At 60.8% G+C, this 24,657-nt stretch carries 22 protein-coding genes; 19 read left to right on the plus strand and 3 right to left on the minus strand.

The genetic code is table 11. The annotated features are described in order from the left end of the window. Window positions 1–251: 251 nt before the first annotated feature. Window positions 252–1,934 carry a long-chain-fatty-acid--CoA ligase gene (locus tag B9Z47_RS15900; protein WP_108332203.1) on the plus strand — a complete coding sequence of 561 codons (1,683 nt, stop codon included), beginning with the start codon at window positions 252–254 and terminating at the stop codon, window positions 1,932–1,934. A gap of 97 nt (window positions 1,935–2,031) precedes the next feature. Further along, complete coding sequence (locus tag B9Z47_RS15905) at window positions 2,032–2,793, plus strand: 5'-methylthioadenosine/adenosylhomocysteine nucleosidase (protein WP_108332204.1); 762 nt, start codon at window positions 2,032–2,034, stop codon at window positions 2,791–2,793. Between the two features lie 7 nt (window positions 2,794–2,800). On the opposite strand, the gene corA is transcribed toward B9Z47_RS15905, so the two are convergent. Next, complete coding sequence (gene corA, locus B9Z47_RS15910; protein WP_108332205.1) at window positions 2,801–3,787, minus strand: magnesium/cobalt transporter CorA; 987 nt, start codon at window positions 3,785–3,787, stop codon at window positions 2,801–2,803. Window positions 3,788–3,943: 156 nt separating this feature from the next. Continuing rightward, window positions 3,944–5,161: a patatin-like phospholipase family protein gene (locus B9Z47_RS15915; protein ID WP_108332206.1), complete on the minus strand. Its 1,218-nt coding sequence runs from the start codon at window positions 5,159–5,161 to the stop codon at window positions 3,944–3,946. A 58-nt stretch (window positions 5,162–5,219) separates the two neighbouring features. Here B9Z47_RS15915 and B9Z47_RS15920 point away from each other — a divergent pair, with 58 nt between their 5' ends. From B9Z47_RS15920 to hprK, 4 genes are all read left to right on the plus strand, one after another. Next, window positions 5,220–6,440 (plus strand): MFS transporter, encoded by a 1,221-nt coding sequence (locus B9Z47_RS15920; RefSeq protein WP_108332207.1) that lies wholly within the window; start codon window positions 5,220–5,222, stop codon window positions 6,438–6,440. A gap of 241 nt (window positions 6,441–6,681) precedes the next feature. After that, window positions 6,682–7,011, plus strand: coding sequence for a ribosome hibernation-promoting factor, HPF/YfiA family (gene hpf / locus B9Z47_RS15925; protein ID WP_108332208.1), 330 nt, complete (start codon window positions 6,682–6,684; stop codon window positions 7,009–7,011). 153 nt (window positions 7,012–7,164) lie between these two features. After that, the gene (locus tag B9Z47_RS15930; RefSeq protein ID WP_108332209.1) at window positions 7,165–7,632 is read left to right on the plus strand and encodes a PTS sugar transporter subunit IIA; all 468 of its coding nucleotides are present in this window, start codon (window positions 7,165–7,167) and stop codon (window positions 7,630–7,632) included. A gap of 28 nt (window positions 7,633–7,660) precedes the next feature. Then, window positions 7,661–8,602 (plus strand): HPr(Ser) kinase/phosphatase, encoded by a 942-nt coding sequence (hprK, locus tag B9Z47_RS15935; RefSeq protein WP_108332210.1) that lies wholly within the window; start codon window positions 7,661–7,663, stop codon window positions 8,600–8,602. Window positions 8,603–8,620: 18 nt separating this feature from the next. Here hprK and fur read toward each other — a convergent pair whose 3' ends face one another. Beyond that, a complete protein-coding gene (gene fur / locus B9Z47_RS15940) occupies window positions 8,621–9,052 on the minus strand; it encodes a ferric iron uptake transcriptional regulator (protein WP_108332211.1) in 432 nt (143 codons plus the stop codon). Window positions 9,053–9,137: 85 nt separating this feature from the next. On the opposite strand from fur, the gene B9Z47_RS15945 reads away from it, so the two are divergent. The 13 genes from B9Z47_RS15945 to B9Z47_RS16005 all read left to right on the plus strand — a co-directional run bounded on the left by B9Z47_RS15945 (window position 9,138) and on the right by B9Z47_RS16005 (window position 24,656). Continuing rightward, on the plus strand, window positions 9,138–9,683 hold the full coding sequence (locus B9Z47_RS15945; protein WP_108332212.1) for an outer membrane protein assembly factor BamE: 546 nt from the start codon (window positions 9,138–9,140) through the stop codon (window positions 9,681–9,683). Between the two features lie 68 nt (window positions 9,684–9,751). Next, window positions 9,752–10,567 carry a 4-hydroxy-tetrahydrodipicolinate reductase gene (dapB, locus tag B9Z47_RS15950; protein ID WP_108332257.1) on the plus strand — a complete coding sequence of 272 codons (816 nt, stop codon included), beginning with the start codon at window positions 9,752–9,754 and terminating at the stop codon, window positions 10,565–10,567. 22 nt (window positions 10,568–10,589) lie between these two features. Continuing rightward, window positions 10,590–11,234 (plus strand): MotA/TolQ/ExbB proton channel family protein, encoded by a 645-nt coding sequence (locus B9Z47_RS15955; protein WP_108332213.1) that lies wholly within the window; start codon window positions 10,590–10,592, stop codon window positions 11,232–11,234. Window positions 11,235–11,240: 6 nt separating this feature from the next. Beyond that, window positions 11,241–11,660, plus strand: coding sequence for a biopolymer transporter ExbD (locus tag B9Z47_RS15960; protein WP_108332214.1), 420 nt, complete (start codon window positions 11,241–11,243; stop codon window positions 11,658–11,660). Between the two features lie 73 nt (window positions 11,661–11,733). Next, entirely contained in the window at window positions 11,734–14,547 is a 2,814-nt protein-coding gene (locus tag B9Z47_RS15965; RefSeq protein ID WP_108332215.1) for a leucine--tRNA ligase, read from the plus strand. A 13-nt stretch (window positions 14,548–14,560) separates the two neighbouring features. Next, window positions 14,561–15,097, plus strand: coding sequence for an LPS assembly lipoprotein LptE (lptE, locus tag B9Z47_RS15970; protein ID WP_108332216.1), 537 nt, complete (start codon window positions 14,561–14,563; stop codon window positions 15,095–15,097). An 8-nt stretch (window positions 15,098–15,105) separates the two neighbouring features. Then, window positions 15,106–16,158: a DNA polymerase III subunit delta gene (gene holA / locus B9Z47_RS15975; protein ID WP_108332217.1), complete on the plus strand. Its 1,053-nt coding sequence runs from the start codon at window positions 15,106–15,108 to the stop codon at window positions 16,156–16,158. Window positions 16,159–16,334: 176 nt separating this feature from the next. Further along, window positions 16,335–17,615, plus strand: coding sequence for a glutamate-5-semialdehyde dehydrogenase (locus B9Z47_RS15980; RefSeq protein WP_108332218.1), 1,281 nt, complete (start codon window positions 16,335–16,337; stop codon window positions 17,613–17,615). Between the two features lie 124 nt (window positions 17,616–17,739). Then, on the plus strand, window positions 17,740–19,035 hold the full coding sequence (gshA, locus tag B9Z47_RS15985; protein ID WP_108332219.1) for a glutamate--cysteine ligase: 1,296 nt from the start codon (window positions 17,740–17,742) through the stop codon (window positions 19,033–19,035). 134 nt (window positions 19,036–19,169) lie between these two features. After that, window positions 19,170–21,038 carry a potassium transporter Kup gene (locus B9Z47_RS15990; RefSeq protein WP_199226446.1) on the plus strand — a complete coding sequence of 623 codons (1,869 nt, stop codon included), beginning with the start codon at window positions 19,170–19,172 and terminating at the stop codon, window positions 21,036–21,038. Between the two features lie 6 nt (window positions 21,039–21,044). After that, window positions 21,045–21,629, plus strand: coding sequence for a YqiA/YcfP family alpha/beta fold hydrolase (locus B9Z47_RS15995; RefSeq protein ID WP_108332221.1), 585 nt, complete (start codon window positions 21,045–21,047; stop codon window positions 21,627–21,629). A gap of 44 nt (window positions 21,630–21,673) precedes the next feature. Then, window positions 21,674–23,737, plus strand: a complete 2,064-nt coding sequence (locus tag B9Z47_RS16000) for a ribonuclease catalytic domain-containing protein (protein ID WP_108332258.1) — start codon at window positions 21,674–21,676, stop codon at window positions 23,735–23,737. After that, window positions 23,727–24,656, plus strand: coding sequence for an energy transducer TonB (locus B9Z47_RS16005; protein WP_108332222.1), 930 nt, complete (start codon window positions 23,727–23,729; stop codon window positions 24,654–24,656). The genes B9Z47_RS16000 and B9Z47_RS16005 overlap by 11 nt, the downstream gene beginning before the upstream one ends. Window position 24,657 lies beyond the last annotated feature (1 nt).

Here is a 24,657-nt window from a genome sequence, read left to right on the forward strand (position 1 = left end):
TGGCGTGCCAAGTTAGCTATCGGGGTTGTGGTCCCCAAAAAAGTTTCTCGGCATCTACCCTTGGCTCCTCCACCCTCAAGTTTCTTTCATCATTCGGGGCGTCGCTCTGGATTCATGACAGTTAGCTGGATCTGGGTTGGGCAGGGTCCATCCATGTGATGCAAGCGGTTGTAACCTCGGGAAATCCAGTACCCCTGTGAGTCAGCTTGCCGTCAGTAGTGCGGTAGACTGAGCCGCAGGAGATCCCGCACATGAACTTGAATCCCGTTTGGCTGAAGAGTTATCCTGAAGGCGTTCCGGCCGACATTGATTCAACCTTGTACAACTCGCTGGTGGGGCTGCTTGAAGACAGTTTTGCCAAATACGCCCACTTGCCGGCCTACAGCTTCATGGGCAAGGACATCAGCTATGCCCAGACTGACCAGGAAAGCCTGGCCATGGCGGCTTACTTGCAGTCCTTGGGCCTGAGTCAAGGCGATCGCGTGGCGATCATGATGCCCAATGTGCCGCAGTATCCGGTCGCCGTGGCCGCCATTTTGCGTGCGGGTTTGGTGGTCGTGAACGTCAACCCGTTGTACACCGCTCGCGAACTCGAACACCAGCTCAAGGATTCGGGTGCCAAAGCGATTGTGATCATTGAGAACTTTGCCGCCACGCTGGAAAAGTGCATCGCGCAAACACCGGTTCAGCACGTGGTGCTGGCCTCCATGGGTGACCGGCTGGGCTTGCTCAAGGGCAATCTGGTCAATTACGTGGTGCGCAACGTCAAGAAGATGGTGCCCGCTTTCAATCTGCCCAAGGCGGTGCGGTTCAACGACGCTTTGTCCAAAGGTCGGCATCAGGTTTTCCGCAAGCCCGTCATTTCGGCAGATGACATTGCCGTGCTGCAATACACCGGCGGCACCACCGGCGTCTCCAAGGGCGCGGTGCTGCTGCACCGCAATCTGATCGCCAACGTGCTGCAGTCCGAGGCCTGGAACGAGCCCGTCATGAAGCGCATTCCGGCCGGGGAGCAGCCCACGGCGGTGTGCGCATTGCCGCTGTACCACATCTTCGCTTTCACGGTGAACATGATGCTGAGCCTGCGCATGGGCGGCAAGACCATCCTGATCCCCAACCCGCGTGACTTGCCCGCCGTGCTCAAGGAGTTGTCCAAACACACCTTCCACAGCTTCCCAGCGGTGAACACCTTGTTCAACGGACTGGCCAACCACCCGGATTTCGGCACCGTCAACTGGTCCAACCTCAAGGTGTCCTTGGGCGGCGGCACTGCCGTGACGCCCAATGTGGCCAAGCTCTGGCTGGAGAAAACCGGCTGCCCGATTTGTGAAGGTTATGGTTTGTCAGAGACCAGCCCTTCGGCCAGCTGCAACCCGACCACCAGCACCGAGTTCACCGGCACCATCGGGGTGCCCTTGCCCGGCACCTTCATGAAGCTGCTCGACGACGAGGGCCACGAAATCACCACGCTCGGCACGCCGGGCGAGATCGCCATCAAGGGCCCGCAGGTGATGGCGGGTTACTGGCAACGCCCTGACGAAACCGCCAAGGTCATGACCGCTGACGGTTATTTCAAGTCGGGAGACATCGGCACCATGGATGCGCGTGGCTACTTCAAGATCGTGGACCGCAAGAAAGACATGATTTTGGTCAGCGGTTTCAACGTCTATCCCAACGAGGTGGAAGAAGTCGCCTCGGCTTGTCCGGGCGTGCTCGAATGCGCGGCGATCGGCGTGCCCGACGAGAAAACCGGCGAAGCGGTCAAGTTGGTGGTGGTGCGCAAAGATCCGGCGCTGACCGAGGCGCAGATCATCGCTTACTGCCGCGAGAACATGACGGCGTACAAGGTGCCGCGCGTGATCGAGTTCCGCGACGAATTGCCTAAGACGCCGGTGGGTAAAATTTTGCGCCGCGAATTGCGCGCCAAGGTCTGACCGGACAACGGTGGGCCCGAGTCCCCGGTACAGGGCGCAGCGGCCACCCGTTCACGGGTGGCCGTTTGACTTAAAGGCATTGAACAAGGGGTGGTCCATGGCGGTGGTCGGCATCATGAGTGCCATGTATGAAGAACTGGCGGCGGTGTTGGCGGCCATGCCCGATGAGCAGCGCGTTCAGGTGGCTGGGCGGGACTTTTGGGTCGGCCATTGGCAAGGCCACTCGGTGGTGGCGGTGCTCTCGCGCATCGGCAAGGTGGCCGCAGCCACCACCGCCACGGTGTTGCTGGAGCGCTTTGCTGTCGACACCCTGGTGTTCACAGGCGTGGCGGGTGGCCTGGGTGCCGATGTGCGGGTGGGCGATGTGGTGGTGGCGCAGGGTTTGCTGCAGCACGACATGGACGCTTCGCCCTTGTTTCCGCGCCATGAGGTGCCGCTGTACGGCCGTGCCCATTTTGAGGCCGATGCCGACTTGTCGGCCCAACTGGCTGCGGCCAGCCAGCAGGTGCTGGCCCATGCAGGGCAACATCTGGGCGCGGGCACACTGGCCGAGTTTGCGCTGAACGCGCCCCGGGTGCACCAGGGCCTGGTCATCAGTGGCGACCGTTTTGTCTCGACCTCGGCCGAAAGTCAGGCGTTGCGGCAGGCGTTGCCCGAGGCTTTGGCGGTGGAGATGGAGGGCGCAGCGGTGGCGCAGGTCTGCCACGATTACGGCGTGCCCTTTGCGGCGGTGCGCACCATCTCGGACCGAGCGGACGACGCAGCGCACACCGACTTTCAGCGCTTTATCCGAGAGGTGGCCAGCCGTTACAGCCTGGCGATTTTGTCGCAGTGGCTGAGCTGTCGCCAGCCCGCTTGAGTCGGTCTTATTTGAGCCAGCCCCGGCGGCGGAAGTACCACATGGGCACCACGGCGCTGGCCACCATCAGGGTCAGCGCATAGGGGTAGCCCCATTTTTGCGACAGTTCGGGCATGTACTGGAAGTTCATGCCGTACAGGCTGGCGATCAAGGTGGGTGGCAGCAGGGCGACACTGGCCACCGAGAAGATCTTGATGATCTTGTTCTGGTTGATGTTGATGAAACCAACCGTGGCGTCCATCAGGAAGTTGATCTTGTCGAACAAAAAAGCCGTGTGCGAGTCGAGTGAGTCGATGTCGCGCAGGATTTGGCGGGCTTCTTCAAACTGTTCGGCGTTGAGCATTTTGGAGCGCATCATGAAGCTCACCGCACGGCGGGTGTCCATCACGTTGCGCCGGATCCGCCCGTTCAGGTCTTCCTGGCGCGCAATGGCACCCAGCACTTCACCGGCCATGGCGTCCGTCACGTCACCCGAGAGCACTTTTTTACCGGCGGTTTCGAGCTTGTCGTAAATGCCTTCGAGCGTGTCGGCCGAGTATTCGGCATCGGCGTCAAACAGCTTGAGCAGCACTTCCTTGGCGTCTTCGATCAGACCGGGGGCGCGGCGAGCGCGCATGCGCAGCAGGCGGAACACCGGCACGTCTTCGTCGTGGATGGAGAACAGCACGCCCTGGCTTTTCAGGTCGGCGTTGTGCTGGTTCAGGATGAAGGCGCAGCGCACGGTGCGGGGCTCGTCTTCGTCGGCGATCAAAAAGTCCGAACGGATGTGCAGCTCGCCGTTGTCTTCTTCGTAGAAGCGGGCCGATTCCTCGATGTCCTCGTCCATCGCGTCTTCCGGGATGGACAGGCCGAAGTACTGTTTGATCCAGCGTTTTTCTTCCAGCGTGGGCGACTCCAGGTCGACCCAGATGGGTTGGAAGCGGGAGAGTTCTTCCAGCGACTCGATCTCTTCCTGAAAGAGGCGGCCGTTGGCGAGGGTGAAGATGTTGAGCATGGCGAATCCGAAAAATGGCCAGGTGCCAAAAGTTCAAAGGGGCGGCGAAGGGAATTTTCAGCAGCTTTCGAACGATGGGCAGGGTGCTCAGCGCGTTCGAAAGCTACCAACTCGGGGTAGTTTCCACGGCAATGTTTCTCCAGAATGTTCGGCAGATTATCGCACCGGATCAGCCGACAGGGGATCTAAAAAGTGCAGGATTTCTGGTGCTCGGGCATGCACATCGGCCCGTCCCAGCGCCATCAGCGCCCTGACAAACCCGGGTTCGAACAGCAAATAGCTGGCCAGTGCGGCACCATTGCCGCGCAAGGCCCCCAAACTCTCCAGCACCCGCAGGATGGGCCGGGGCAGGGTGTGCACATGGTCTTGCGCGAGGGCATCGAGCGAGGCGCTGGGTTGCAGCGTCAGCACCTGCACCGGTCGCAAGGGCATGTCGCCCAGCACGCTGTCGGGCAGCCTCTGCAGGGCTTGGTTGATGCGCTCAATCTGCTCCACATCGGCTTCCAGAGTGTCGTGGAACACGCTGGACATCGCGTGGCCTGCAATCGTGCCCAGGGATGGGCGTGCACGGCTTTTGTTGCTGGCTTGGTCCCAACCCGTGCGCCGGGGTTGCCCTACTCCCACGGCCAAGATCCGGTCGGCACCCAGGTGCACGGCAGATGACAAAGGCGAGATCTGACGCATCGAGCCATCACCAAAAAATTCCATGCCGCCATCTACCCACAGCGGTGTCGACGGAAAAATGAACGGGATGGCGCTGGAGGCCATCAGGTGCTCGATGGTGATCGGTTGTTGCTCGGCGCGCCTGCCGGGACGGCTCCAGGTGATGGGTTGGCCGTCCCGGGTTTGGCAAAAAGTCCAGTGCACCCCGCTCGAATAGCTGGACGCGGTGACGGCCAGGGCTTGCAGCACCCCGTTTTGCAAGGCCGTGTTGATCCCCTCCAGGGCAATGGCCTTGTGCAAGGTGTTGACCAAGGCCAGGCTGTCCATGGCCGCACCCTGTTCGCGAGCCGACGCCAGCAGGCCCAAAGCGGTGGCCCATCGGCTGAATCGGTCCAGCGGTGTCCGGGGCAGGTGGTAAACCGCGTCGGTGCGGATGTTGTGCCAGAAGTTCGCCAGATCTTCCAGCCCTGCCAGACCTTCCATGGCCTTGCTGGCCAAAAATGTGGCGTTCAGGGCACCGGCCGATGTGCCCGCCAGCACCTGAAACGGGAAAACGGCTGAAGCGTTCGCGCGCCCACCCAGCAACTGACCCATGGCCTGAAGCGCACCCGCCTGGTAGGCCGTGCGCGCACCGCCGCCCATCAGAACCAGGCCGAGCACGGGCTGGGAGCGGGGGGCGCAAGACGGGGTGGTCACACTGTTCGGGAGCATGTGGTCAATGGGATCAGCTCAGAGGTGTTAGATTCAATGAATTCACTTGCATTGTTCCATGACCGCACATTTGACCCCACGGCGAGAGCGCTGGTTGCTCTTCACGCTGGCCGGCATCCAGTTCACCCACATCCTCGATTTCATGATCATGATGCCGCTGGGGCCGCAGTTCACGGCCTTGTTCGGCATCAGCAATGCCCAATTCGGTTTGCTGGTCTCGGCCTACACCTTGTCGGCGGGCCTGTCCGGACTGATGGCGTCCACTTACATTGACCGCTTCAGCCGCAAACGTCTGCTGCTGAGCATGTACACATTGTTTGGCCTGGCCACTCTGGCGTGTGGTCTGGCCCCTGATTATTTCTGGCTGATGGCGGCGCGTGTGGCCGCAGGCTTGTTTGGCGGGGTTTTGTCGGCCCTGTCCCAGACCATCGTGGCCGATGTGGTGCCTTTCGAGCGCCGAGGCCGGGCCATGAGCGTGGTGATGACCTCGTTTTCCGTTTCGACGGTGGCCGGTGTCCCACTGGGCCTGTTTCTGGCGGCGCACCTCAGTTGGCATGCGCCTTTCTTTGGCATCGCGGTGCTGGTGGGTTTGTTGGCGATCGGTGCCTGGCAAACCTTGCCTCGCCTTGACGCGCATTTGCATCACCCAGAGCGCACCAGTGTCTGGCGCGGTATCGGCCAGGTGCTGGCCGAGGTCAACCACCTCAAGGCTTTTGGGGTGTCGGGCCTGATGATGTTTGCCAGTTTCACGGTCATTCCCTACATCACCATTTACCTGCAGTCCAACGCGGGCATGCAGAGCGCCGAGGTGCCCTGGATCTACCTGTGTGGGGGTGTGGCCACCTTGCTGAGTGCGCGCTATTTTGGTCGCCTGACGGACCGGGTCGGCAAAGTCCAGGTGTTCCAGCGCTTGGCACTGGCGGTCGTGGTGCCACTCATGGCCACCACGCTCTCACAGGGCTTGCCGTTGTGGGGTTTGCTGACCATATCGACTTTGTTTTTCACCGTCATGAGCGGGCGCATGATTCCGGGCATGGCCATGATTTCCTCGGCCGTGGAGCCGCGTCTGCGGGGCACTTTCATGACCCTGAACTCGGCGGTGCAGTCGGCGTCCATGGGGCTGGCCGCTTTGGTTGCGGGCCTCATCATCGGGCGCAACGAACAGGGGCAGCTGACCTTTTATTGGGTGGCGGGATTGCTGGGTGTGGCTGCCAGCTTGCTCAGCGCTTGGCTGGCAGGGCGCTTGCGTCTGCACGGGGCCGCGGCGCAGCCGGTTTGAGAGCCCCCGAGGGACCTCAACCATGCCAAGAGGCGTTGCTTCGGGCTTAGGTTCCAAATCGCACGATAGCACTGAAAAGGGCTTTTGAGTGCAATGGCGGCGGACTTTTCGGGTTTAACGTGTCGTGCCTTGCTTTTCAATTCCGGGCGGCGCATAGTGGGGTTGAACCACCCCGAAAAGTGGTTTCGGAGTCCCACTTCGGTGGGGCTTTTTCTACCCTGAATCTATGGAGGCGACGACTATGAATTTAACCATCAGCGGACACCATCTGGAAGTGACCCCGGCTTTGCGCCAGTACGTCACGGGGAAACTTGATCGCATCACCCGACATTTCGATCAGGTGGTCGATGTGAAAGTGCTGCTGACCGTCGAAAAGCAGAAGGAAAAAGAAAAGCGCCAACGCGCCGAGTGCAACATCCATGTCAAAGGCAGTGACCTGTTTGCCGAAAGCGCCCACGAAGACCTTTACGCGGCTGTGGATGAACTGGTCGACAAGCTTGATCGGCAAGTGGTCAAACACAAGGACCGCATCACGGACCACCACCACAGTGCGCCCAAGCGCATGATGTGAAGAGGTATTCAGACCATCGGGGCCGCTGCAAGCGGCCCTTTTTCATGCCCACAAGGCAGGGCGTGTGGCGTGACTTCTTGCGGAGCAGACCTTGGTGCGACAAACGCCATGAGAGCCCGGGGTCTTGAACAGGTGCATAATCCGGCCTCGACCATGAATCGCCTTTCAAACATATTGCCTGTTGCCCAAGTTCTTGTCGGGGTGGAAGCCACCAGCAAGAAACGAGCATTTGAAGAAGCCGGACTTCTCTTTGAGAACCTGCATGGCCTTTCCCGTGCACTGGTGACCGACAGCTTGTTTGCCAGGGAACGCTTGGGCTCGACGGGTTTGGGGCATGGCGTTGCCATCCCACATGGTCGCATCAAAGGCCTGAAGGCCCCCATGGCGGCGGTGTTCCGGTTGGCCCAGCCCATTGGGTTCGATGCCCCTGACGAGCAACCGGTGAATTTGCTGATATTTCTGCTGGTGCCGGAAGCGGCGACGCAAAAACATCTGGAAATTCTGTCTGAAATAGCCGAATTGCTCAGCGATACTGCTTTGCGCGAAAACATCAAAAACAGCGTGGCGCAAGAGGGACTGCACCAATTGATTGCCCAGTGGCAGTCTGCCCAAACCGTCTGAATTTCGAGCCCGTGCTCATGCCCTCGCGATGAAGCCCTCCGTCATCAGTGCAGATGTCCTTTTCGAGGACCACCGCGGCAAACTCAAATGGCAGTGGCTGGCGGGCTTGGGTGCATCAGAGCGCCGTTTTGATGAAGTGGCCGTGCGCGAAGCCCGCTCGGGTGCCGATTTGGTGGGTTACCTGAATTACATCCATCCCTATCGGGTGCAAATATTGGGCCCGCGTGAAGTGGCCTACCTCACCAATTCCACACCCGAAGACTGCGCTCGCCGCATTGCCCGAATTGTGACTCTGGAGCCTCCGGTGTTGGTGTTGGCCGATGGCCAGGCTGCCCCCGATGCCTTGTTGTCCATGTGTGAGCGGGCGCAAATCCCGATGTTCTCGACCGATCATTCATCGGCTTTTGTGATTGATGTGCTGCGGGCGTATCTGTCCAAGCATTTTGCTGACCGCACCACCATGCACGGCGTGTTCATGGACATTCTGGGTATGGGCGTGCTGATCACCGGTGAGTCGGGCCTGGGCAAGAGCGAACTGGGTCTGGAGCTGATTTCACGTGGCAACGGGCTGGTGGCCGATGACGCCGTCGATCTTTACCGAATCAACCAGACCACCATCGAGGCGCGTTGCCCCGATTTGTTGCAGAACCTCTTGGAAGTGCGTGGCATCGGTTTGCTCGATATCCGTGCCATTTTTGGTGAAACCGCAGTGCGCCGCAAGATGCGCCTGAAATTGATTGTGCACCTGGTGCGCCGTGAGACCCTGGAGCGCGATTACGAGCGCTTGCCCTCTGAGCCCTTGATGCAGGATGTGTTGGGCATCCCGGTGCAAAAGGTGGTCATCCAGGTGATGGCCGGCCGCAACATCGCCGTGTTGGTGGAGGCTGCTGTGCGCAACACGATTTTGCAAATGCGCGGGATCGACACCTACCAGGATTTCATCGACCGTCAGCGCCGTGCCATGGAGTGAGCCTGTCCAGGTTGTGGTTCAGCCTGTTTGGCGGTGGGGGCAGGGGTTTTGGGTGCAGTGGGCGTAAAGACTCAGGGCATGGTCCGCGATCACAAAGCCTTTGGCTTGCGCGACAGCTTGTTGTCTGGACTCAATTTCCGGGTCGTAAAACTCCTCCACCCGGCCGCAATCGAGACACACCATGTGGTCATGGTGCTGACCTTCGTTGAGTTCATAGACGGCTTTGCCGCTTTCGAAGTGGTTGCGACTCAAAATGCCGGCTTGCTCAAATTGGGTCAGCACACGGTAAACCGTGGCCAGTCCAATGTCGGCGTTGTCTTTGAGCAGGTGACGAAAAACATCCTCTGCCGTCATGTGGCGCATGGCAGCGCTCTGAAAAACTTCGAGGATTTTCAGGCGTGGCAGAGTGGCTTTGAGGCCGTTGTTTTTGAGTTCGTCGATGTGGCTCATGGCGGTATCTGGTCCGGTCAGGGTTTGCGGTCGATTCGCAAAGCTGCCGCTACAATGACCCGATCATATCGGTACGTCCCCAACCATGACAGCTTCACTGACTTTTCGCTCTTTTGGCCATTGGCTTGCCGCGCTCGTGGTGGGCGGCAGCCTGATCGGTTGCGGCAGCGTTTCCGGTCATTTGGGTCGCGACACCTTCAAGCCCTATGTGCCTGAGGTTGTGCAGGGCAACTTTGTTTCCAGGGAGCAACGCCAGGCGTTACGCCCTGGCATGCCACGTGCCCAAGTGCGCGAGATTTTGGGCACGCCTTTGATCGCCAGCTTGTTCCATGCCGAGCGATGGGACTATGCTTTCAGCATCCAGCGCCAGGGCGTGGCACCGCAAAATTTCAGACTCACCGTGTATTTCAAGGGTGACGTGCTGGAGCAAGTGGACAGCGATGTTTTGCCGAGCGAGTCGGAGTTTGCCGGTCGCCTGGTGCGTCCTCAATCGGTGGGCAAATTGCCTGCTCTGCAAGCCAGCGAAGAAGAGTTGAGAAAATTCAAGTCGCCTTCGCCTCCTCAAGGGCTAGCGGCACCGCCTGCGGCATTGCCACGGAGCTACCCGCCTTTGGAGCCGGTCTCCCGCTGAGTTTCCTTTGTCATGTGTCACGCCAGCCCTTGGTGCCTGACGCTATTTCCATTTTGTCCATTCAAGCCATGACCTCACTGAACCCCTTGCCCCTCACCGTTGCAGGCGCCTCCGGCCGCATGGGGCACATGCTGATTGAAGCCATCCTGGCGTCCGACGATTGCCGACTTGCCGGTGCCTTGGACATCGCGGCCAGCCCGGCCCTGGGGCAGGACGCGGGTGCCTCGCTGGGTCGGGTGACCGGTGCAGCGGTCACTGCCGACCTGCACGAAGGTCTGAAAGGCGCTGCCTGCCTGATCGATTTCACGCGCCCTGAAGGCACGTTGGCGCACCTGAAAGTCTGCCGCGAACTGGGCGTCAAAGCCGTGATTGGCACCACTGGCTTCAGCGATGAACAAAAAGCCGAGATCGCAGACATTGCCAAAGACATCGCCATTGTGCTGGCCCCCAACATGAGCGTGGGTGTCAATGTCACCCTCAAGCTGTTGCAAATGGCAGCGCAGGCCATGTCCACCGGTTACGACATTGAAATCATCGAAGCCCACCACCGTCATAAAGTGGATGCCCCATCGGGTACGGCGCTCAAAATGGGCGAAGTCATCGCCGAGGCCATCGGTCGTGATCTGAAGGAATGTGCGGTCTACGAGCGTTATGGTCATACGGGCGAGCGCGATCCCTCTACCATTGGCTTTTCGACCATCCGTGGCGGTGACATCGTGGGCGACCACACGGTGCTGTTTGCGGGCATCGGCGAGCGCATCGAGGTGACGCACAAATCGTCCAGCCGTTCGACCTACGCGCAAGGCAGTTTGCGCGCCGTGCGTTTTTTGGCAGGACAACAGCGCGGTTTGTTTGACATGTTTGACGTGCTGAACCTGCGCTGACCCACCGGTTCGAAAAGACCTCATGAGCCTTCATGCTTTTTTGCTGCACAGCGATGGGGTCAGTCGCATTCTGGCGCTGCTGCTGCTGGGCTTGTCGGTCGGCAGCTGGGTGGTGATCGGGTGGAAATGGCGTTTGCTGTCCCGGGTGGCGCAGGATGTGCCGCGCAGCGTGGCCGCATTTTGGCAGGCCCCCGGTTTTGAGGATGCCCGTCAGCGGGTGGCCCAGTTCGATCGTGACGCCAGCGTATTGCCGTTGCTTGACGCCACCCTCATGCCTTTGGGGGGCACGTTGGCCTCTTCGGGAGACCGCCATCATCAACTGACCCGCGTGCTGCGCGATGCCATGCAAGGGGTGCTGCGCCGCTTGCAATGGGGGCAGGTTTGGCTGGCAACGGCCGGTTCTACTTCGCCTTTCATCGGTTTGTTGGGCACCGTGTGGGGCATCTTCAATGCCCTGACCGGCATGGCCGATGCAGGTCAGCTGAGCATTGACAAGGTGGCTGGACCTGTGGGCGAGGCCTTGATCATGACCGCTGCCGGCTTGGCTGTGGCCATTCCTGCCGTGCTGGGATACAACCTGCTGGGCCGACGCATCGGCCAGATCGAGTCGTCGCTGGAAGGGTTTGCGCACGATGTGCGCGCCCTGCTGGCTGATTCGGTGCATTGACACGCCATGCCTTTTGGTCGCCTGCCCAGTCGCCAAGCCGACGCGCCCATGAGCGAGATCAACGTTACGCCGCTGGTGGACGTGATGCTGGTGCTGCTGGTGATTTTCATCCTGACGGCACCCTTGATGACCAGTGCCATCCGATTGGACCTGCCCAGCAGTGAAGGCGGCGAGGCGGGAGGGGTGCCACAGGCCATCGCCTTGGTGGTGGATGCACAAGGCGCTTTGTTCCTGAATGACCAGCCCATAACCCCCGAAGCTTTGCGCCAGCAATTGGCCAGTGCTGCGCGGCGCAACCCATTGACCGAGCTGGAGCTGCGGGCCGATGCGTCCGTGCCCTATGGCCGGGTGGTCGAGGCCATGGGCCTCGCCCAGAAAGCTGGTTTGAGTCGGATTGGCTTTGTGGCCCAGGTGGTTGCGCCCTGAGCACGCGCCCCTGCCGAGTTGCCACCCGCCGCCGGGCCAGGCCGCTGTGTCACACCCCCTACAATTTAGCCCTATGCAAGACAAGTACAACCACCTCGAAGTCGAACCCGCAGCGCAGTCCCGCTGGACCGCCCGCGATGCCTACCGCGTCACCGAAGACGCCAGCAAAAAGAAGTTCTACGCCTGCTCCATGCTGCCTTATCCCAGCGGCAAGCTGCACATGGGCCATGTGCGCAACTACACCATCAACGACATGCTCACGCGCAGCCTGCGCATGAAGGGCTACAACGTCTTGATGCCCATGGGCTGGGACGCGTTTGGTCTGCCGGCCGAAAATGCCGCCCTCAAAAACGGCGTGCCCCCGGCCAAATGGACCTACGAAAACATCGCTTACATGAAAAAGCAGATGCAGGCCATGGGCCTGGCCATCGACTGGTCGCGTGAAGTCGCCACCTGCGACCCGACTTATTACAAGTGGAACCAGTGGCTGTTCTTGAAGATGCTGGAAAAAGGCATCGCCTACCGCAAGACCCAGGTCGTCAACTGGGACCCGGTGGACCAGACGGTGCTGGCCAACGAGCAAGTGATCGACGGCCGGGGCTGGCGCACCGGTGCGTTGGTTGAAAAGCGCGAGATCCCGGGTTATTACCTGAACATCACCGCTTACGCGCAAGAGCTGCTGGACCATGTGCAGATCGGCAACGACAAGGCCACGCTCAACGGCTGGCCCGACAAAGTCCGCCTGATGCAGGAAAACTGGATCGGCAAGAGCGAAGGTGTGCGCTTTGCCTTCCCGCACGAGATCCGCGATGCCTCGGGTGCCTTGATTGGTGAGGGCAAGATGTATGTCTTCACCACCCGTGCCGACACCATCATGGGTGTGACGTTTTGCGCGGTAGCGGCCGAACACCCGCTGGCGCTGCATGCTGCTGCAGCGAACTCTGCTTTGGCGGCGTTTTTGGAAGAGTGCAAGAGCGGTGGAACCACCGAGGCCGAAATGGCCACCCAAGAGAAAAAGGGCATGGCCACGGGCCTGTTCGTGACGCACCCGCTCACGGGCGCGCAGGTCGAGGTGTGGGTGGGCAACTACGTGCTGATGAGTTACGGCGATGGTGCCGTGATGGGCGTGCCTGGGCATGACGAGCGAGACTTTGCGTTTGCTTTGAAGTACGCCTTGCCGATTCGACAAGTGGTGGGCTTGGTGCCGGCCGTTGGAGGCAAAGCCCCCGGTTCGTCAGTCGCAGGCTCCGATTCCTCACCGGGGGCTTTGCCTCCATCGGCCTTCGTCCCTGCCCCAGCCGACGCCCGGGTGTTTGATGCCACGGCTTGGTCTGAGTGGTACGGGTCCAAAGACGGCATTTGCGTCAACTCCGGCGAACTCGACGGCTTGACGCAAAAAGCTGCTGTTTACAAAGTGGCAGACTTGCTGGCTGCCAAAGGCCTGGGCGAGAAAAAAACCACCTGGCGTTTGCGCGACTGGGGCGTGAGCCGCCAGCGTTACTGGGGCACCCCGATCCCGATCATCCATTGCGACGAACACGGTGCCGTGCCCGTGCCCGAAAAAGACCTGCCTGTGGTGCTGCCGCAAGACTGCATTCCGGACGGCTCGGGCAACCCGCTGCACAAGCACGAAGGCTTTCATGCGGGCGTGACCTGCCCCGTGTGCGGCAAGCCCGCCCGCCGCGAGACCGACACCATGGACACCTTTGTGGATTCGTCGTGGTATTTCATGCGCTATTGCGACCCGACCAAGGCCGACGGCATGGTGGGCGAGGGCGCGGATTATTGGATGCGCGACCAACAGCTGGCCACGGGCGGCAGCGGCATGGACCAGTACATCGGGGGCATCGAGCACGCCATCCTGCACCTGCTCTACGCCCGCTTCTGGACCAAGGTCATGCGCGATCTGGGTCTGGTCAAGGTCGACGAGCCCTTCAGCAAGCTGCTCACGCAGGGCATGGTGCTCAACCACATTTACTCGCGCCGCACGGCCAAGGGCGGCAAGGACTATTTTTGGCCGCACGACGTGGAGCATGTGCTCGACGAGACCGGCAAAGTGGTGGGTGCCAAGCTCAAGAACGAAGCCGACAGCGGCGATGGACGCTTGCCCGTGGGCACGCCAATAGACTACGAAGGCGTGGGCACCATGTCCAAGTCCAAGAACAACGGCGTGGACCCGCAGGACCTGATCGAGCGCTACGGTGCCGACACCGCCCGCCTGTACACCATGTTCACCGCGCCGCCCGAAGTCACGCTGGAGTGGAACGACTCGGCTGTGGAAGGCAGTTACCGCTTCTTGCGCCGGGTCTGGAATTTCGCGTTCAAGCACCATGAGCTGCTGCGCTCGGCCACGGGCCAGGACCTGAGTCAGGCTGCTTTGGGCGACTCAGCCAAAGCGCTGCGCCGCGAGATGCACCTGGTGCTCAAGCAAGTGGGTTACGACTACGAGCGCATGCAATACAACACCGTGGTGTCCGGTTGCATGAAGTTGCTGAACGCGCTGGAAGACTTCAAGCCCGATGGCAGCCCAGGTGACACCGCCGCCCTGTGTGAAGGTGTGTCAATTTTGACGCGCATGCTCTACCCCGCCTGCCCGCACATCACCGATGCCATCTGGCAAGAACTCGGCTACGCCCAGGCGGTGGGCGAATTGCTGGATGCGCCTTGGCCCAGCGTGGACGAGTCGGCTTTGGAGCGCGACCAGATCGAGCTGATGCTGCAGATCAATGGCAAGTTGCGCGGGTCCATCCTGGTGCCCGCCAGTGTGGACAAGGCGCAGATTGAAGCTGCGGCCCTGGCCCATGAAGCCTTTGTCAAGCAGGCCGCAGGCGCTGCCCCCAAGAAGGTCATCGTGGTGCCTGGCCGTTTGGTCAACGTGGTGCTTTGAGCGCGATTGCCCGATGACACCCTCACGCCGTCATTGTTTGCGTGCGCTGGCCTTGGGGGGCTTGGCGGCAGGCCTGTCGGCGTGTGGTTTTCAGTTGCGCAGCAGCGGCAATTATCCGTTTCGCACCCTGTATGCCAATTTTTCGGCCACCTCGCCTCTGGGCGTCGAACTGCGCCGCAACTTGTTGGGCACAGGTCGCATTGAGGTGTGGACCGACCCCCAGCAGATGCTCAAGGCGGATGCCATTTTGGACATCGTGAGCGAAGAACGCCAGCAGGTGGTGGTCGGCGTGAATGCGTCGGGGCAGGTTCGTGAACTGCAATTGCGCCTGCGTGTCAAATTCCGCTTGCGCACACCGCAGGGCCAGGCGCTGATCGAATCGGTCGAGTTGAGCCAGCAGCGTGACCTGAGCTACACCGAAACCGCCGCACTGTCCAAAGAGATCGAGCAGGGCATGATGTACCGCGACATGCAGTCCGACATCGTCCAGCAGATCATGCGGCGTCTGGCATCGGTCAAAGTCCCTGCCGCAGCTGCGGCCCAACCCTGAGTTTCGGCATGCAACTGGCTCTTCCCCAGCTGCTGGCGCACTTGCAAAAAGGCTTGCGCAGTCTGTATGTCCTGCATGGCGACGAACCCTTGATGCTGCAAGAAGCCGCCGATGCCATCCGTGCGGCTGCGCGTGCCCAAGGCTACACCGAGCGCAGCGTGCACACCGTCTCGGGTGCCCACTTTGACTGGAGCGAAGTGCTGGCTGCAGGTGGCTCGCTCAGCCTGTTTGCCGACAAGCAAATTGTCGAAGTGCGCGTGCCTTCCGGCAAGCCGGGCAAGGAAGGCAGTCACGCCATTCAGCAGCTGGCCACGTCGGCCCAGGGCAACGACACGACCCTGACGCTGTTTTTGCTGCCCCGTCTGGATGCTGCCACTCGCAAAGGGGCCTGGTTTGGCGCGCTGGAAAACTCTGGTGTGTCGATCCAGGTCGATCCGGTCGAGCGCAATGCCTTGCCCCAGTGGATCGCACAGCGCCTGCAGCAGCAGGGCCAACGCGTCGTGGCGGGCGAAGAGGGTCAGCGCACCTTGCAATTTTTTGCCGACCGTGTGGAAGGCAATCTGCTGGCCGCCCACCAGGAAATCCAGAAGCTCGGTTTGCTCCACCCGCCCGGTGAACTCAGTCAGGAACAGGTTGAGACCGCCGTGGTCAACGTGGCCCGTTACGACGTGTTCAAGCTGTCCGAATCGGTGCTCTCTGGCCAGGTTTCTCGGGTGCAGCGCATGCTGGACGGTTTGCAGGCCGAGGGCGAGGCCGCCGTGCTGGTGCACTACACGCTGGCCGAAGACATCCGCGCCTTGAAGCGCGTCAAGGACGCCATCGCCAGCGGCAAGCCCATGCCCATGGCCTTGCGCGAGCAGCGTGTGTGGGGCCCGCGCGAACGCCTGTTCGAGCGCGTTTTGCCCCGCATGACCGAAGCCCGACTGAATGGCCTGCTGCAAGCGGCCCACCAGGTCGACGGCATTGTCAAAGGACTCAAGGTGCCCGACTGGCCCGCCGACCCCTGGCAGGCCCTGCAACGCTTGGCGGTACGCTTTTCGCGCTTTTGCATCGTTCGGTAACTTCTGTCACTGCGAGGCGCTTGCAACGCAGCGTTTCGGTTTAGGCGCATGTTCAAGCGTTGGTGCCAGATCGACCGCAGTGACTGGATGCCACGCTGCGCTCGCCATGGTGCAGTGTTTGTGCTGCTTCTTGGGAGGCGGTGCGATAGCCCATCGGCATCTGCGAAAATATCCGCATGACCGCTCTGAACACCGCTGAACACATGCAGACCCTGGGCCAGCAGGCCAAAAAAGCCTCGGCCCTGATGGCCAAGGCATCGGCCGCCACCAAAAACAAGGCCTTGCGCCATCTGGCCGCCTTGTTGCGCGCCAACACCGATGCTTTGCAGCTGGACAACGCGAAAGACCTGGAGCGCGCGCGCGCAGCCGGTTTGGCCGAGCCGATGGTGGACCGCCTGAAACTCACACCCAAAGTGCTGGAGACTTGCGCCCAAGGGTGCGAACAGTTGGCGGCCATGCCCGATGTGATCGGCGAGATCATCGGCATGAAGCAGGTGCCCAGCGGCATCCGCGTGGGCCAGATGCGCGTGCCGATCGGCGTGTTTGGCATGATTTTCGAGAGCCGACCGAACGTGACCATCGAGGCGGCCAGCTTGTCGATCAAGAGCGGTAACGCCTGTATTTTGCGGGGTGGCTCCGAGGCGATTGAATCCAATAAGGCCTTGGCCAAACTGGTACAGCAAGCGTTGGCCGACAGTGGCTTGCCAGTCGATGCGGTGCAGCTGGTGCAAACCACCGACCGCGCCGCCGTGGGCCAACTCATCACCATGCCGCAGTTTGTGGACGTGGTCATTCCGCGGGGTGGCAAGGGCCTGATCGAGCGCATCAGTGCCGAGGCCAAAGTGCCCGTCATCAAACACCTGGACGGCAATTGCCACACTTATGTGGACGATCCGTGCGACATCGAGATGGCTGTGAAAGTGGCCGACAACGCCAAAACCCAAAAATACAGCCCCTGCAACGCCAGTGAGAGTTTGCTGGTGGCACGTGGCGTGGCCGCCGAATTCCTGCCAAGAATCGGCGCGATCTATGCGGCCAAAGGCGTCGAGATGCGTTGCTGCCCCAAGGCCAAAGCCATCTTGAGCCAGGTGCCGGGTGCGAACCTGAAAGACGCCACCGAGCAAGATTGGTTCGAGGAATACCTCGCCCCCATCATCAGCATCAAGGTGGTCGACGGTGTGGATGAGGCGATTGCCCACATCAACCACTACAGCAGCCACCACACCGACGCCATCCTGACCCGCGACCACATGCATGCCCAGCGTTTTTTGCGCGAGGTGGACTCGGCCAGCGTCATGGTCAACGCCAGCACCCGCTTTGCAGACGGTTTTGAGTACGGGCTGGGTGCCGAGATCGGCATCAGCACCGACAAATTCCACGCCCGGGGCCCGGTGGGCATTGAAGGCCTGACCTCACTCAAGTACGTGGTGCTGGGTGAGGGCGAGGTGCGCGGCTGAGCCCGGTCTTTTGTGGCCTGGGGCACAAGCCCCTCGCTTTTAGTCCGGTCAGTGCTTGCAAAGGCATTCTCCGGCCCCATATGATTCTTTTGTTTTTGTCATTTCAGCCCCATAAAGGTCGCCCATGGTTCCCCATCTTGTCACTGCCCTGACCGGCCCCATCAATGAGCTGGAGCAGCGCATCCTCGACTCCATGCCCGCGATCGAACGCTGGTTCCGCCTGGAGTGGATGGAACATACACCGCCGTTCTACACCTCGGTCGACATCCGCAACGCCGGTTTCAAGCTGGCCCCGGTGGACACCAACCTTTACCCTGGTGGCTGGAACAACCTGACGCCCGAAATGCTGCCTTTGGCGGTGCAGGCGGCGCAGGCGGCTATTGAGAAGATCTGCCCTGAGGCCAAAAACCTGCTGATCATTCCCGAGAACCACACCCGCAACACCTTTTACCTGACCAATGTGGCGCAGCTGCAGCGCATCTTCCACATGGCTGGCCTGAATGTGCGGCTGGGCTCGATCAACCCTGAGATCAAGGAAACCACGGTCATCGAGTTGCCCAACGGCGAAAGTGTGACCTTGGAGCCGGTGGTGCGCAGCCAGCACCGCTTGGGTCTGAAAGACTTTGACCCTTGCACCATCTTGCTCAACAACGACCTGTCGGCCGGTGCCCCGGGCATTCTGGAAGAGTTGCACGAGCAGTTTTTGCTGCCGCCGCTGCATGCGGGCTGGAGCGTGCGTCGCAAAACCAAACACTTCCAGAGCTATGAAGAAGTGGCCAAGCGCTTTGGCAAGCTGCTGGGCATTGACCCGTGGCTGATCAACCCGATGTTCAGCCAGTGCGGCGATGTGAACTTTGCCGAAGGCACGGGCATGGACTGCCTGCGCAGCAATGTGGACGCGCTGCTGACCAAGATCAAGCGCAAGTACAAGGAATACGGCATCAACGAAAAGCCGTTTGTGGTCGTCAAGGCCGACAACGGGACGTACGGCATGGGCATCATGACGGTGCGCGATGTGGCCGATCTGGACGCCCTGAACCGCAAAACCCGCAACAAGATGAATGTCATCAAGGACGGACAGACGGTGAATGACGTGATCATCCAGGAGGGTGTGCTGACCAACGAGCGCATCAACGACGCCGTGGCCGAGCCGGTGGTCTACATGATGGACCGCTATGTGGTGGGCGGTTTTTACCGGGTGCATGCCGAGCGCGGCGTGGATGAAAACCTGAACGCCCCCGGAGCCAGCTTTGTGCCCCTGGCCTTTGCCGACACCCCACACCTGCCCCAGCCGGGCGTCAAACCCGGGGCCAGTGTGCCCAACCGCTTCTACATGTATGGCGTGATTGGCCGTCTGGCCATGCTGGCGGCCAGTTATGAACTGGAAGCGACCGACCCCGAGGCCGAGGTTTACGACTGAAGTTTGCACGGGCCACATGGTCATCAGTTGCTGCAGTGCAACATTCCCCATGCGGGCCGTGACAGGCCCGAGTGCGAAGGCGCACAATAGCGGCCTCTTCAGCTCCGGAGCCTGACCCGGCGTCAGGCACATTTGTGTCCTCTGCACGATCTTCACTTGCGGCTTTGACCCTGGGCGCCATTGGCGTCGTTTATGGCGACATCGGCACCAGCGTGCTGTATGCGATGAAAGAGGTCTTTGGCTCCGGCCACGTGCCTTTCACGCCCGGGAATGTTTACGGCATTCTTTCGATCTTTTTCTGGACGCTGACCACCATTGTGTCGGTCAAGTACGTGGTGCTGGTGCTGCGGGCTGACAACCATGGCGAAGGCGGATTGGTCGCCATGTTGGCGCTCGCTTCGCAGTCGGTCAAAGACCGCCCCCAGCTGCGCAAAGTCTTGCTGGTGGTGGGCATCTTTGGCACCTGCCTGTTTTATGGTGACGGGGTCATTACACCGGCGATCTCGGTGCTGTCGGCCGTGGAGGGCCTGGAAGTCATCTCGCCTGCGTTCAAAAAATCGGTGATTCCGCTGACCTTGGTGATCCTGTTTTTGCTGTTTTGGGTGCAAAAGCGCGGCACGGCGGGCATAGGCCAATTCTTTGGTCCCATCACCTTGGTCTGGTTTGCCACCATCGCCGTGCTGGGGGTGTCCCACATTGCGCACCACCCCGAAATTTTGCTGGCCATCAGCCCACATTACGCCTTGGGGTTCATGTGGCACCACCCCGGCACGACGTTCATCATTTTGGGGGCAGTGGTCTTGTGTGTCACGGGCGGTGAAGCGCTGTATGCCGACATGGGCCACTTTGGCAAAAAACCGATCCGCCTGGCCTGGTTCAGCGTGGTCATGCCTTGTTTGGTCCTGAATTATTTTGGCCAAGGTGCGTTGCTGCTGTCTGACCCCGAAGCCGTCAAGAACCCGTTTTTCATGATGGCCCCAGACTGGGCCCTGTTGCCGCTGGTCGGTTTGGCCACCATGGCCACGGTGATTGCCTCGCAGGCGCTGATCTCGGGCGCGTTCAGCGTGACCAAGCAGGTCATCCAGCTGGGCTATTTGCCGCGCTTGCAGGTGCAGCACACCAGCGAAACCGACACCGGTCAGATTTACATGCCGTTTGTGAACTGGGGCTTGTTTGTGGCCATCGTGTTGGCAGTGGTGATGTTCAAGTCGTCGAGCAATCTGGCGGCTGCTTACGGCATCGCGGTGTGTACCGACATGCTGATCACCACCGTGCTCACCTTCTTTGTGATCCGCTACGCCTGGAAACTGCCGCTGGCGCTGTGCGTTGGCGCGACCGGCTTTTTCTTTGTGGTCGATCTGGCCTTCTGGGCGTCCAACCTGCTCAAGCTGTTCGACGGCGGCTGGTTCCCCTTGCTGATCGGCGCGGCCATTTTCACGCTCATGCTGACCTGGCACGACGGCCGACGCTTGCTCAACGATTCGCTGCGCTCCGATGCGCTGCGTCTGAATGATTTTCTGGAAGCCGTTTTCATTGCCCCGCCCACCCGAGTGGAAGGCACAGCCGTGTTTTTGACCGCTGAAACCGGGGCGGTGCCCAATGCCTTGCTGCACAACCTCAAGCACAACAAGATCCTGCACCAGCACAACCTGTTCGTCACTGTGCGCAGCCACGAGGTGCCACGCATGGACGCCGAGCAGCGTCTGGAGGTGACCTCACTGGGCCACGACTGCTGGCAAGTCATCGTGAATTACGGCTTCAAGGACAACCCCGATTTGCCCTCTGCCCTGGCCACCATCGAAGGGGAGGGCTACAAGCTCGACCCGATGATGACCAGCTACTTCCTGTCGCGCGACATCGTGATCCCGACCATTGGCGGTGGCATGGCCCCCTGGCGCGAAAAGCTGTTCGCCCAGATGCACCACAACGCCAGCGCCGCAGCCGAGTTCCTGAACCTGCCCACCAACGCGGTGGTCGAGTTGGGCTCCAAAATCGAAATCTGAACCCCTGTGAGCCTCACGCATTTGCTGTACTTGCATGGCTTCAGGTCGTCGCCTTTGTCTGCCAAAGCCCAAATCATGGCCCGCCATGTTCAGACCCATCACCCGCAAGTGCGCTGGTGGTGCCCCCCATTGCCCGCTTCGCCGCAACAAGCCATCGAGCTGTTGCTGCATGGCGTGGCCGACTGGCCCAAGGGGCAGATGGCCGTGATGGGGTCTTCCCTTGGCGGCTTTTACGCCGCCTGGCTGTCGGCGCATCTGGCTTGCCCGGCCGTGTTGATCAACCCGGCTGTGCAGCCCTCGCGTGATCTGGCCCGCTTCATCGGCGAGCACCCGGTCTGGCAAGACCCCGCGCACAGCATTTTTTTTGAGCCCGCCTATGTGCAGCAGCTCGAAGAATTGGAAAGTCAGCCCTTGCTAACCCGGCAAATCACGCTGGCATTGATTGCCAAGGGGGACGAGGTGCTGGATTGGCGTGAAATGCTGGCACGCCACCAAGCAGGACAGGTGCACCTGATCGAAGGCAGTGACCACGCGCTGAGCGATTTTGAGCATCACTTGCCGCAAATCCTTGAATTTCTGCAGCTGGCGTGAGCCCCTGCGGGCCGAACGGCCGGGCGGCATGGGAAAATCAGGCCATGTACGTATTATTTGAAGAAGCCGGCAAATTCATGGCCGGACGGGTCATGTCCGAGGCTGAGGCCTCTGCACAGGTTGAACTCGACTCGGGCAAACGGGTCAAGGTCAAATCGGCCCACATGCTGCTCAAGTTCGACAAACCGGCCCCCGCCGTCTTGCTGAGCGAGGCGGCGGCATTGAGTCAGACCATCGAGCTGGAGTTGGCTTACGAATGTGCCCCGGACGAAGAGTTCGGCTTTGACGATCTGGCGCAGGACTATTTCAGTGCCCAGGCCAGCACCACGGAACAAGTGGCTGCTTTGCTGCGACTGCACGAAGCGCCCCATTACTTTCGTCGCGGCGGTGGCAAAGGGCGTTTTCGCAAAGCGCCTGCCGAGATCGTGCAGCAGGCTTTGTTGGCCATCGAAAAGAAGAAACAAGTCCAGGCCCAGATCGAGGCCTGGTCTGCCGAATTGGTGGCCGGGTCTTGCCCGGCCCCGATCCGTGAGCAGCTTTACAAAATCCTGTTTCGGCCCGACAAGAACACGCCTGAATACAAGGCCGTGGTCGAGGCCAGCAAAAGCAGCCAGAGTGCACCGCTCGACTTGTTGCAAAACGCGGGCGCCATTGCTTCGCCTTGGGATTTCCACTGGCAGCGCTTCTTGTTTGACTTGTTTCCCAAAGGCACCGGTTTTCCGGCCTTGCAGGCTCCCGCCATCGTGGATGAGTTGCCATTGGCCTCGGTGCAGGCTTTCTCGATCGACGACTCGCACACCACCGAAATCGACGACGCCTTGTCGCTGCAAGGCCTGGGCACTGGCACCGTTACGGTGGGCATCCACATCGCTGCGCCCGGCCTCGCCTTGAGCCCGGGCAGCCCGATTGACCAGCTGGGCCGCCAGCGCCTGTCCACCGTGTACATGCCCGGTTACAAAATCACCATGCTGCCCGACAGCGTGGTACAGGCCTACACCCTGACCGAAGGGCGCGACTGTCCTGCCGTGTCGCTGTATGTGACCTTCAGCGAAGACACGCTGGAGGTGCAAAGCTCTGAAACCCGACTGGAGCGCGTGCCGATCCTGGTCAATCTGCGCCACGATCAGCTGGACGAGCGCATCACCCGCGAATGGCTGGAAGGCGAAGACCCCAGCGATCACGCCGATGTGCCGGTCAGCCGCGCCACGCTGGGGTTTTTCTGGCGTCTGGCGCAAACCCTGAAGGCGCGCCGCGAAGTGGTGCGCGGCAAGCCCGAAAACTTCAATCGCCCTGACTACAGCTTCAAGCTGGAGCGCGACAGCAGCGACATGCCGCCCACGGGCGATGAGACAGTGTTGATCGGCACCCGCAAGCGCGGAGCACCACTCGACTTGATGGTGGCCGAGGCCATGATTTTGGCCAACAGCACCTGGGGCCAGTGGATGGCGCAATTGGGCGTGCCCGGCATTTACCGCAGCCAGGCCAGCCTGGCACCCGGTGTCAAGGTGCGCATGGGCACCAAGGCCCTGCCGCATGCGGGCATCGGTGTGCCCAGCTACGCCTGGAGCACTTCGCCCCTGCGCCGCTACACCGACCTGGTCAACCAGTGGCAGATCATCGCCTGTGCCCGCCACGGCGCAACAGCCGCGCTGGCCGCACCCTTCAAACCCAAAGATGCCGAGCTGTTTTCCATCATCAGTGGTTTTGATGCGGCCTACAGCGCCTACAACAGCGTGCAGTCCAGCATGGAGCGGTACTGGACATTGCGCCATGTGCAGCAGCAAAGCATGGAGGAGCTGGACGCCAGTCTGGTCAAGGAAATGGGCGGCGGCATCTGGCTGGTGCGCGCCGAGACTTTGCCTTTGATGTTCAGCGTCATGGGCGCACAAAGTTTGCCCCGTGGCGCGCGCGTGCGCGTCAAGCTGGCTGACATTGACTTGATGGCTTTGGACGTGCGGGGCACCGTGCTCGCACACCTGGATGCCGGTGGCGCAAGCCATGCGTCAGCAGAGGACAGCGAAGAGGCCGAGGATGAGGACCAACTGCCTGCGGGGCCGGTGAGCATTGCGGTGGACCTCAACGACAGCGCACCCAGCCATGCCGACTGATTCTTCTGTCGTGAGCCCGGCGGCGGCACGGCCTGCGCCTGCCGCCCGAGGGCCTTCACCGCACCGGGGTTTGAAATGGGCTTTGGGGCTGTCGGTGGCTTTGCACGCCGCTTTGGTGGGTTTGCGCTTCACTGCGCCCGAAACCTACAACCGTGTGTTTCAGGACACGCCCCTCGAGGTGGTTCTGGTCAATAGCCGAAGTGCCGACCGCCCACAAGAGGCTCAGGCCAAGGCCCAGGTCAGCTTGGCGGGCGGGGGCGAAGTGCCCGAAGTCAGGATCGCCAGCTCGACCCTGCCCGCGGCTTTGAGTCCAGAGGCTGGCACGGACATCGCGGCGATGCAGCGCAAAATCGAAGCGCTCAAGACGCAGCAATTGCGTTTGCTGACCCAACTCAAACAAGAGTTGTCGGAGCTCCAGCGGACCCATGCGGGCGACAAAAGCGACAGCCCCGAACGCCAGGCCCGTGAGCAGCGTGAGCAACAACTGGCAGGGCATTTGGCGCAAATTGAGCAAAGGGTTGAGCAGACCCAGGGCGGACCTCGCAAACGTTATATCAGTCCCGCCACCCAAGAGGCGGTGTATGCCCTGTATTACGACAAGATGCGCCGCACCATCGAGTACCAGGGCACTTTGAACTTTCCTCAGGTTTCGGGCAAAAAACTCTATGGACAGTTGATCATGGTCATCACGGTCGACAAGCAAGGCCAGGTCATCAAAACCGAAGTGGCGCAGTCGTCAAAGAACCCTCAGCTGGATGAACGTGCGGTGGCGATTGTGCGCAATGCGGCGCCTTTTGGTGCCTTCAACGCGAAAATGCGCGCACAAGCCGACCAGATTGTGGTGGTGGCACGCTTTGATTTTTTGCGTGACGACACCTTGGGCACCCGCATGCTGGCCGCCGACAAGGACCAGCCTTGAT

The sequence above is a fragment of the Limnohabitans sp. 2KL-1 genome (assembly GCF_003063435.1).
Lineage (GTDB): Bacteria > Pseudomonadota > Gammaproteobacteria > Burkholderiales > Burkholderiaceae_C > Limnohabitans_A.

What these genes read in the sequence shown, in the direction of transcription:
- B9Z47_RS15900 (WP_108332203.1), top strand. Translation starts at nt 252, where the DNA reads ATGAACTTGAATCCCGTTTGGCTGAAGAGTTATCCTGAAGGCGTTCCG.
- B9Z47_RS15905 (WP_108332204.1), top strand. Translation starts at nt 2,032, where the DNA reads ATGGCGGTGGTCGGCATCATGAGTGCCATGTATGAAGAACTGGCGGCG.
- corA (WP_108332205.1), bottom strand. Translation starts at nt 3,787, where the DNA reads ATGCTCAACATCTTCACCCTCGCCAACGGCCGCCTCTTTCAGGAAGAG.
- B9Z47_RS15915 (WP_108332206.1), bottom strand. Translation starts at nt 5,161, where the DNA reads ATGCTCCCGAACAGTGTGACCACCCCGTCTTGCGCCCCCCGCTCCCAG.
- B9Z47_RS15920 (WP_108332207.1), top strand. Translation starts at nt 5,220, where the DNA reads ATGACCGCACATTTGACCCCACGGCGAGAGCGCTGGTTGCTCTTCACG.
- hpf (WP_108332208.1), top strand. Translation starts at nt 6,682, where the DNA reads ATGAATTTAACCATCAGCGGACACCATCTGGAAGTGACCCCGGCTTTG.
- B9Z47_RS15930 (WP_108332209.1), top strand. Translation starts at nt 7,165, where the DNA reads ATGAATCGCCTTTCAAACATATTGCCTGTTGCCCAAGTTCTTGTCGGG.
- hprK (WP_108332210.1), top strand. Translation starts at nt 7,661, where the DNA reads ATGAAGCCCTCCGTCATCAGTGCAGATGTCCTTTTCGAGGACCACCGC.
- fur (WP_108332211.1), bottom strand. Translation starts at nt 9,052, where the DNA reads ATGAGCCACATCGACGAACTCAAAAACAACGGCCTCAAAGCCACTCTG.
- B9Z47_RS15945 (WP_108332212.1), top strand. Translation starts at nt 9,138, where the DNA reads ATGACAGCTTCACTGACTTTTCGCTCTTTTGGCCATTGGCTTGCCGCG.
- dapB (WP_108332257.1), top strand. Translation starts at nt 9,752, where the DNA reads ATGACCTCACTGAACCCCTTGCCCCTCACCGTTGCAGGCGCCTCCGGC.
- B9Z47_RS15955 (WP_108332213.1), top strand. Translation starts at nt 10,590, where the DNA reads ATGAGCCTTCATGCTTTTTTGCTGCACAGCGATGGGGTCAGTCGCATT.
- B9Z47_RS15960 (WP_108332214.1), top strand. Translation starts at nt 11,241, where the DNA reads ATGCCTTTTGGTCGCCTGCCCAGTCGCCAAGCCGACGCGCCCATGAGC.
- B9Z47_RS15965 (WP_108332215.1), top strand. Translation starts at nt 11,734, where the DNA reads ATGCAAGACAAGTACAACCACCTCGAAGTCGAACCCGCAGCGCAGTCC.
- lptE (WP_108332216.1), top strand. Translation starts at nt 14,561, where the DNA reads ATGACACCCTCACGCCGTCATTGTTTGCGTGCGCTGGCCTTGGGGGGC.
- holA (WP_108332217.1), top strand. Translation starts at nt 15,106, where the DNA reads ATGCAACTGGCTCTTCCCCAGCTGCTGGCGCACTTGCAAAAAGGCTTG.
- B9Z47_RS15980 (WP_108332218.1), top strand. Translation starts at nt 16,335, where the DNA reads ATGACCGCTCTGAACACCGCTGAACACATGCAGACCCTGGGCCAGCAG.
- gshA (WP_108332219.1), top strand. Translation starts at nt 17,740, where the DNA reads ATGGTTCCCCATCTTGTCACTGCCCTGACCGGCCCCATCAATGAGCTG.
- B9Z47_RS16000 (WP_108332258.1), top strand. Translation starts at nt 21,674, where the DNA reads ATGTACGTATTATTTGAAGAAGCCGGCAAATTCATGGCCGGACGGGTC.
- B9Z47_RS16005 (WP_108332222.1), top strand. Translation starts at nt 23,727, where the DNA reads ATGCCGACTGATTCTTCTGTCGTGAGCCCGGCGGCGGCACGGCCTGCG.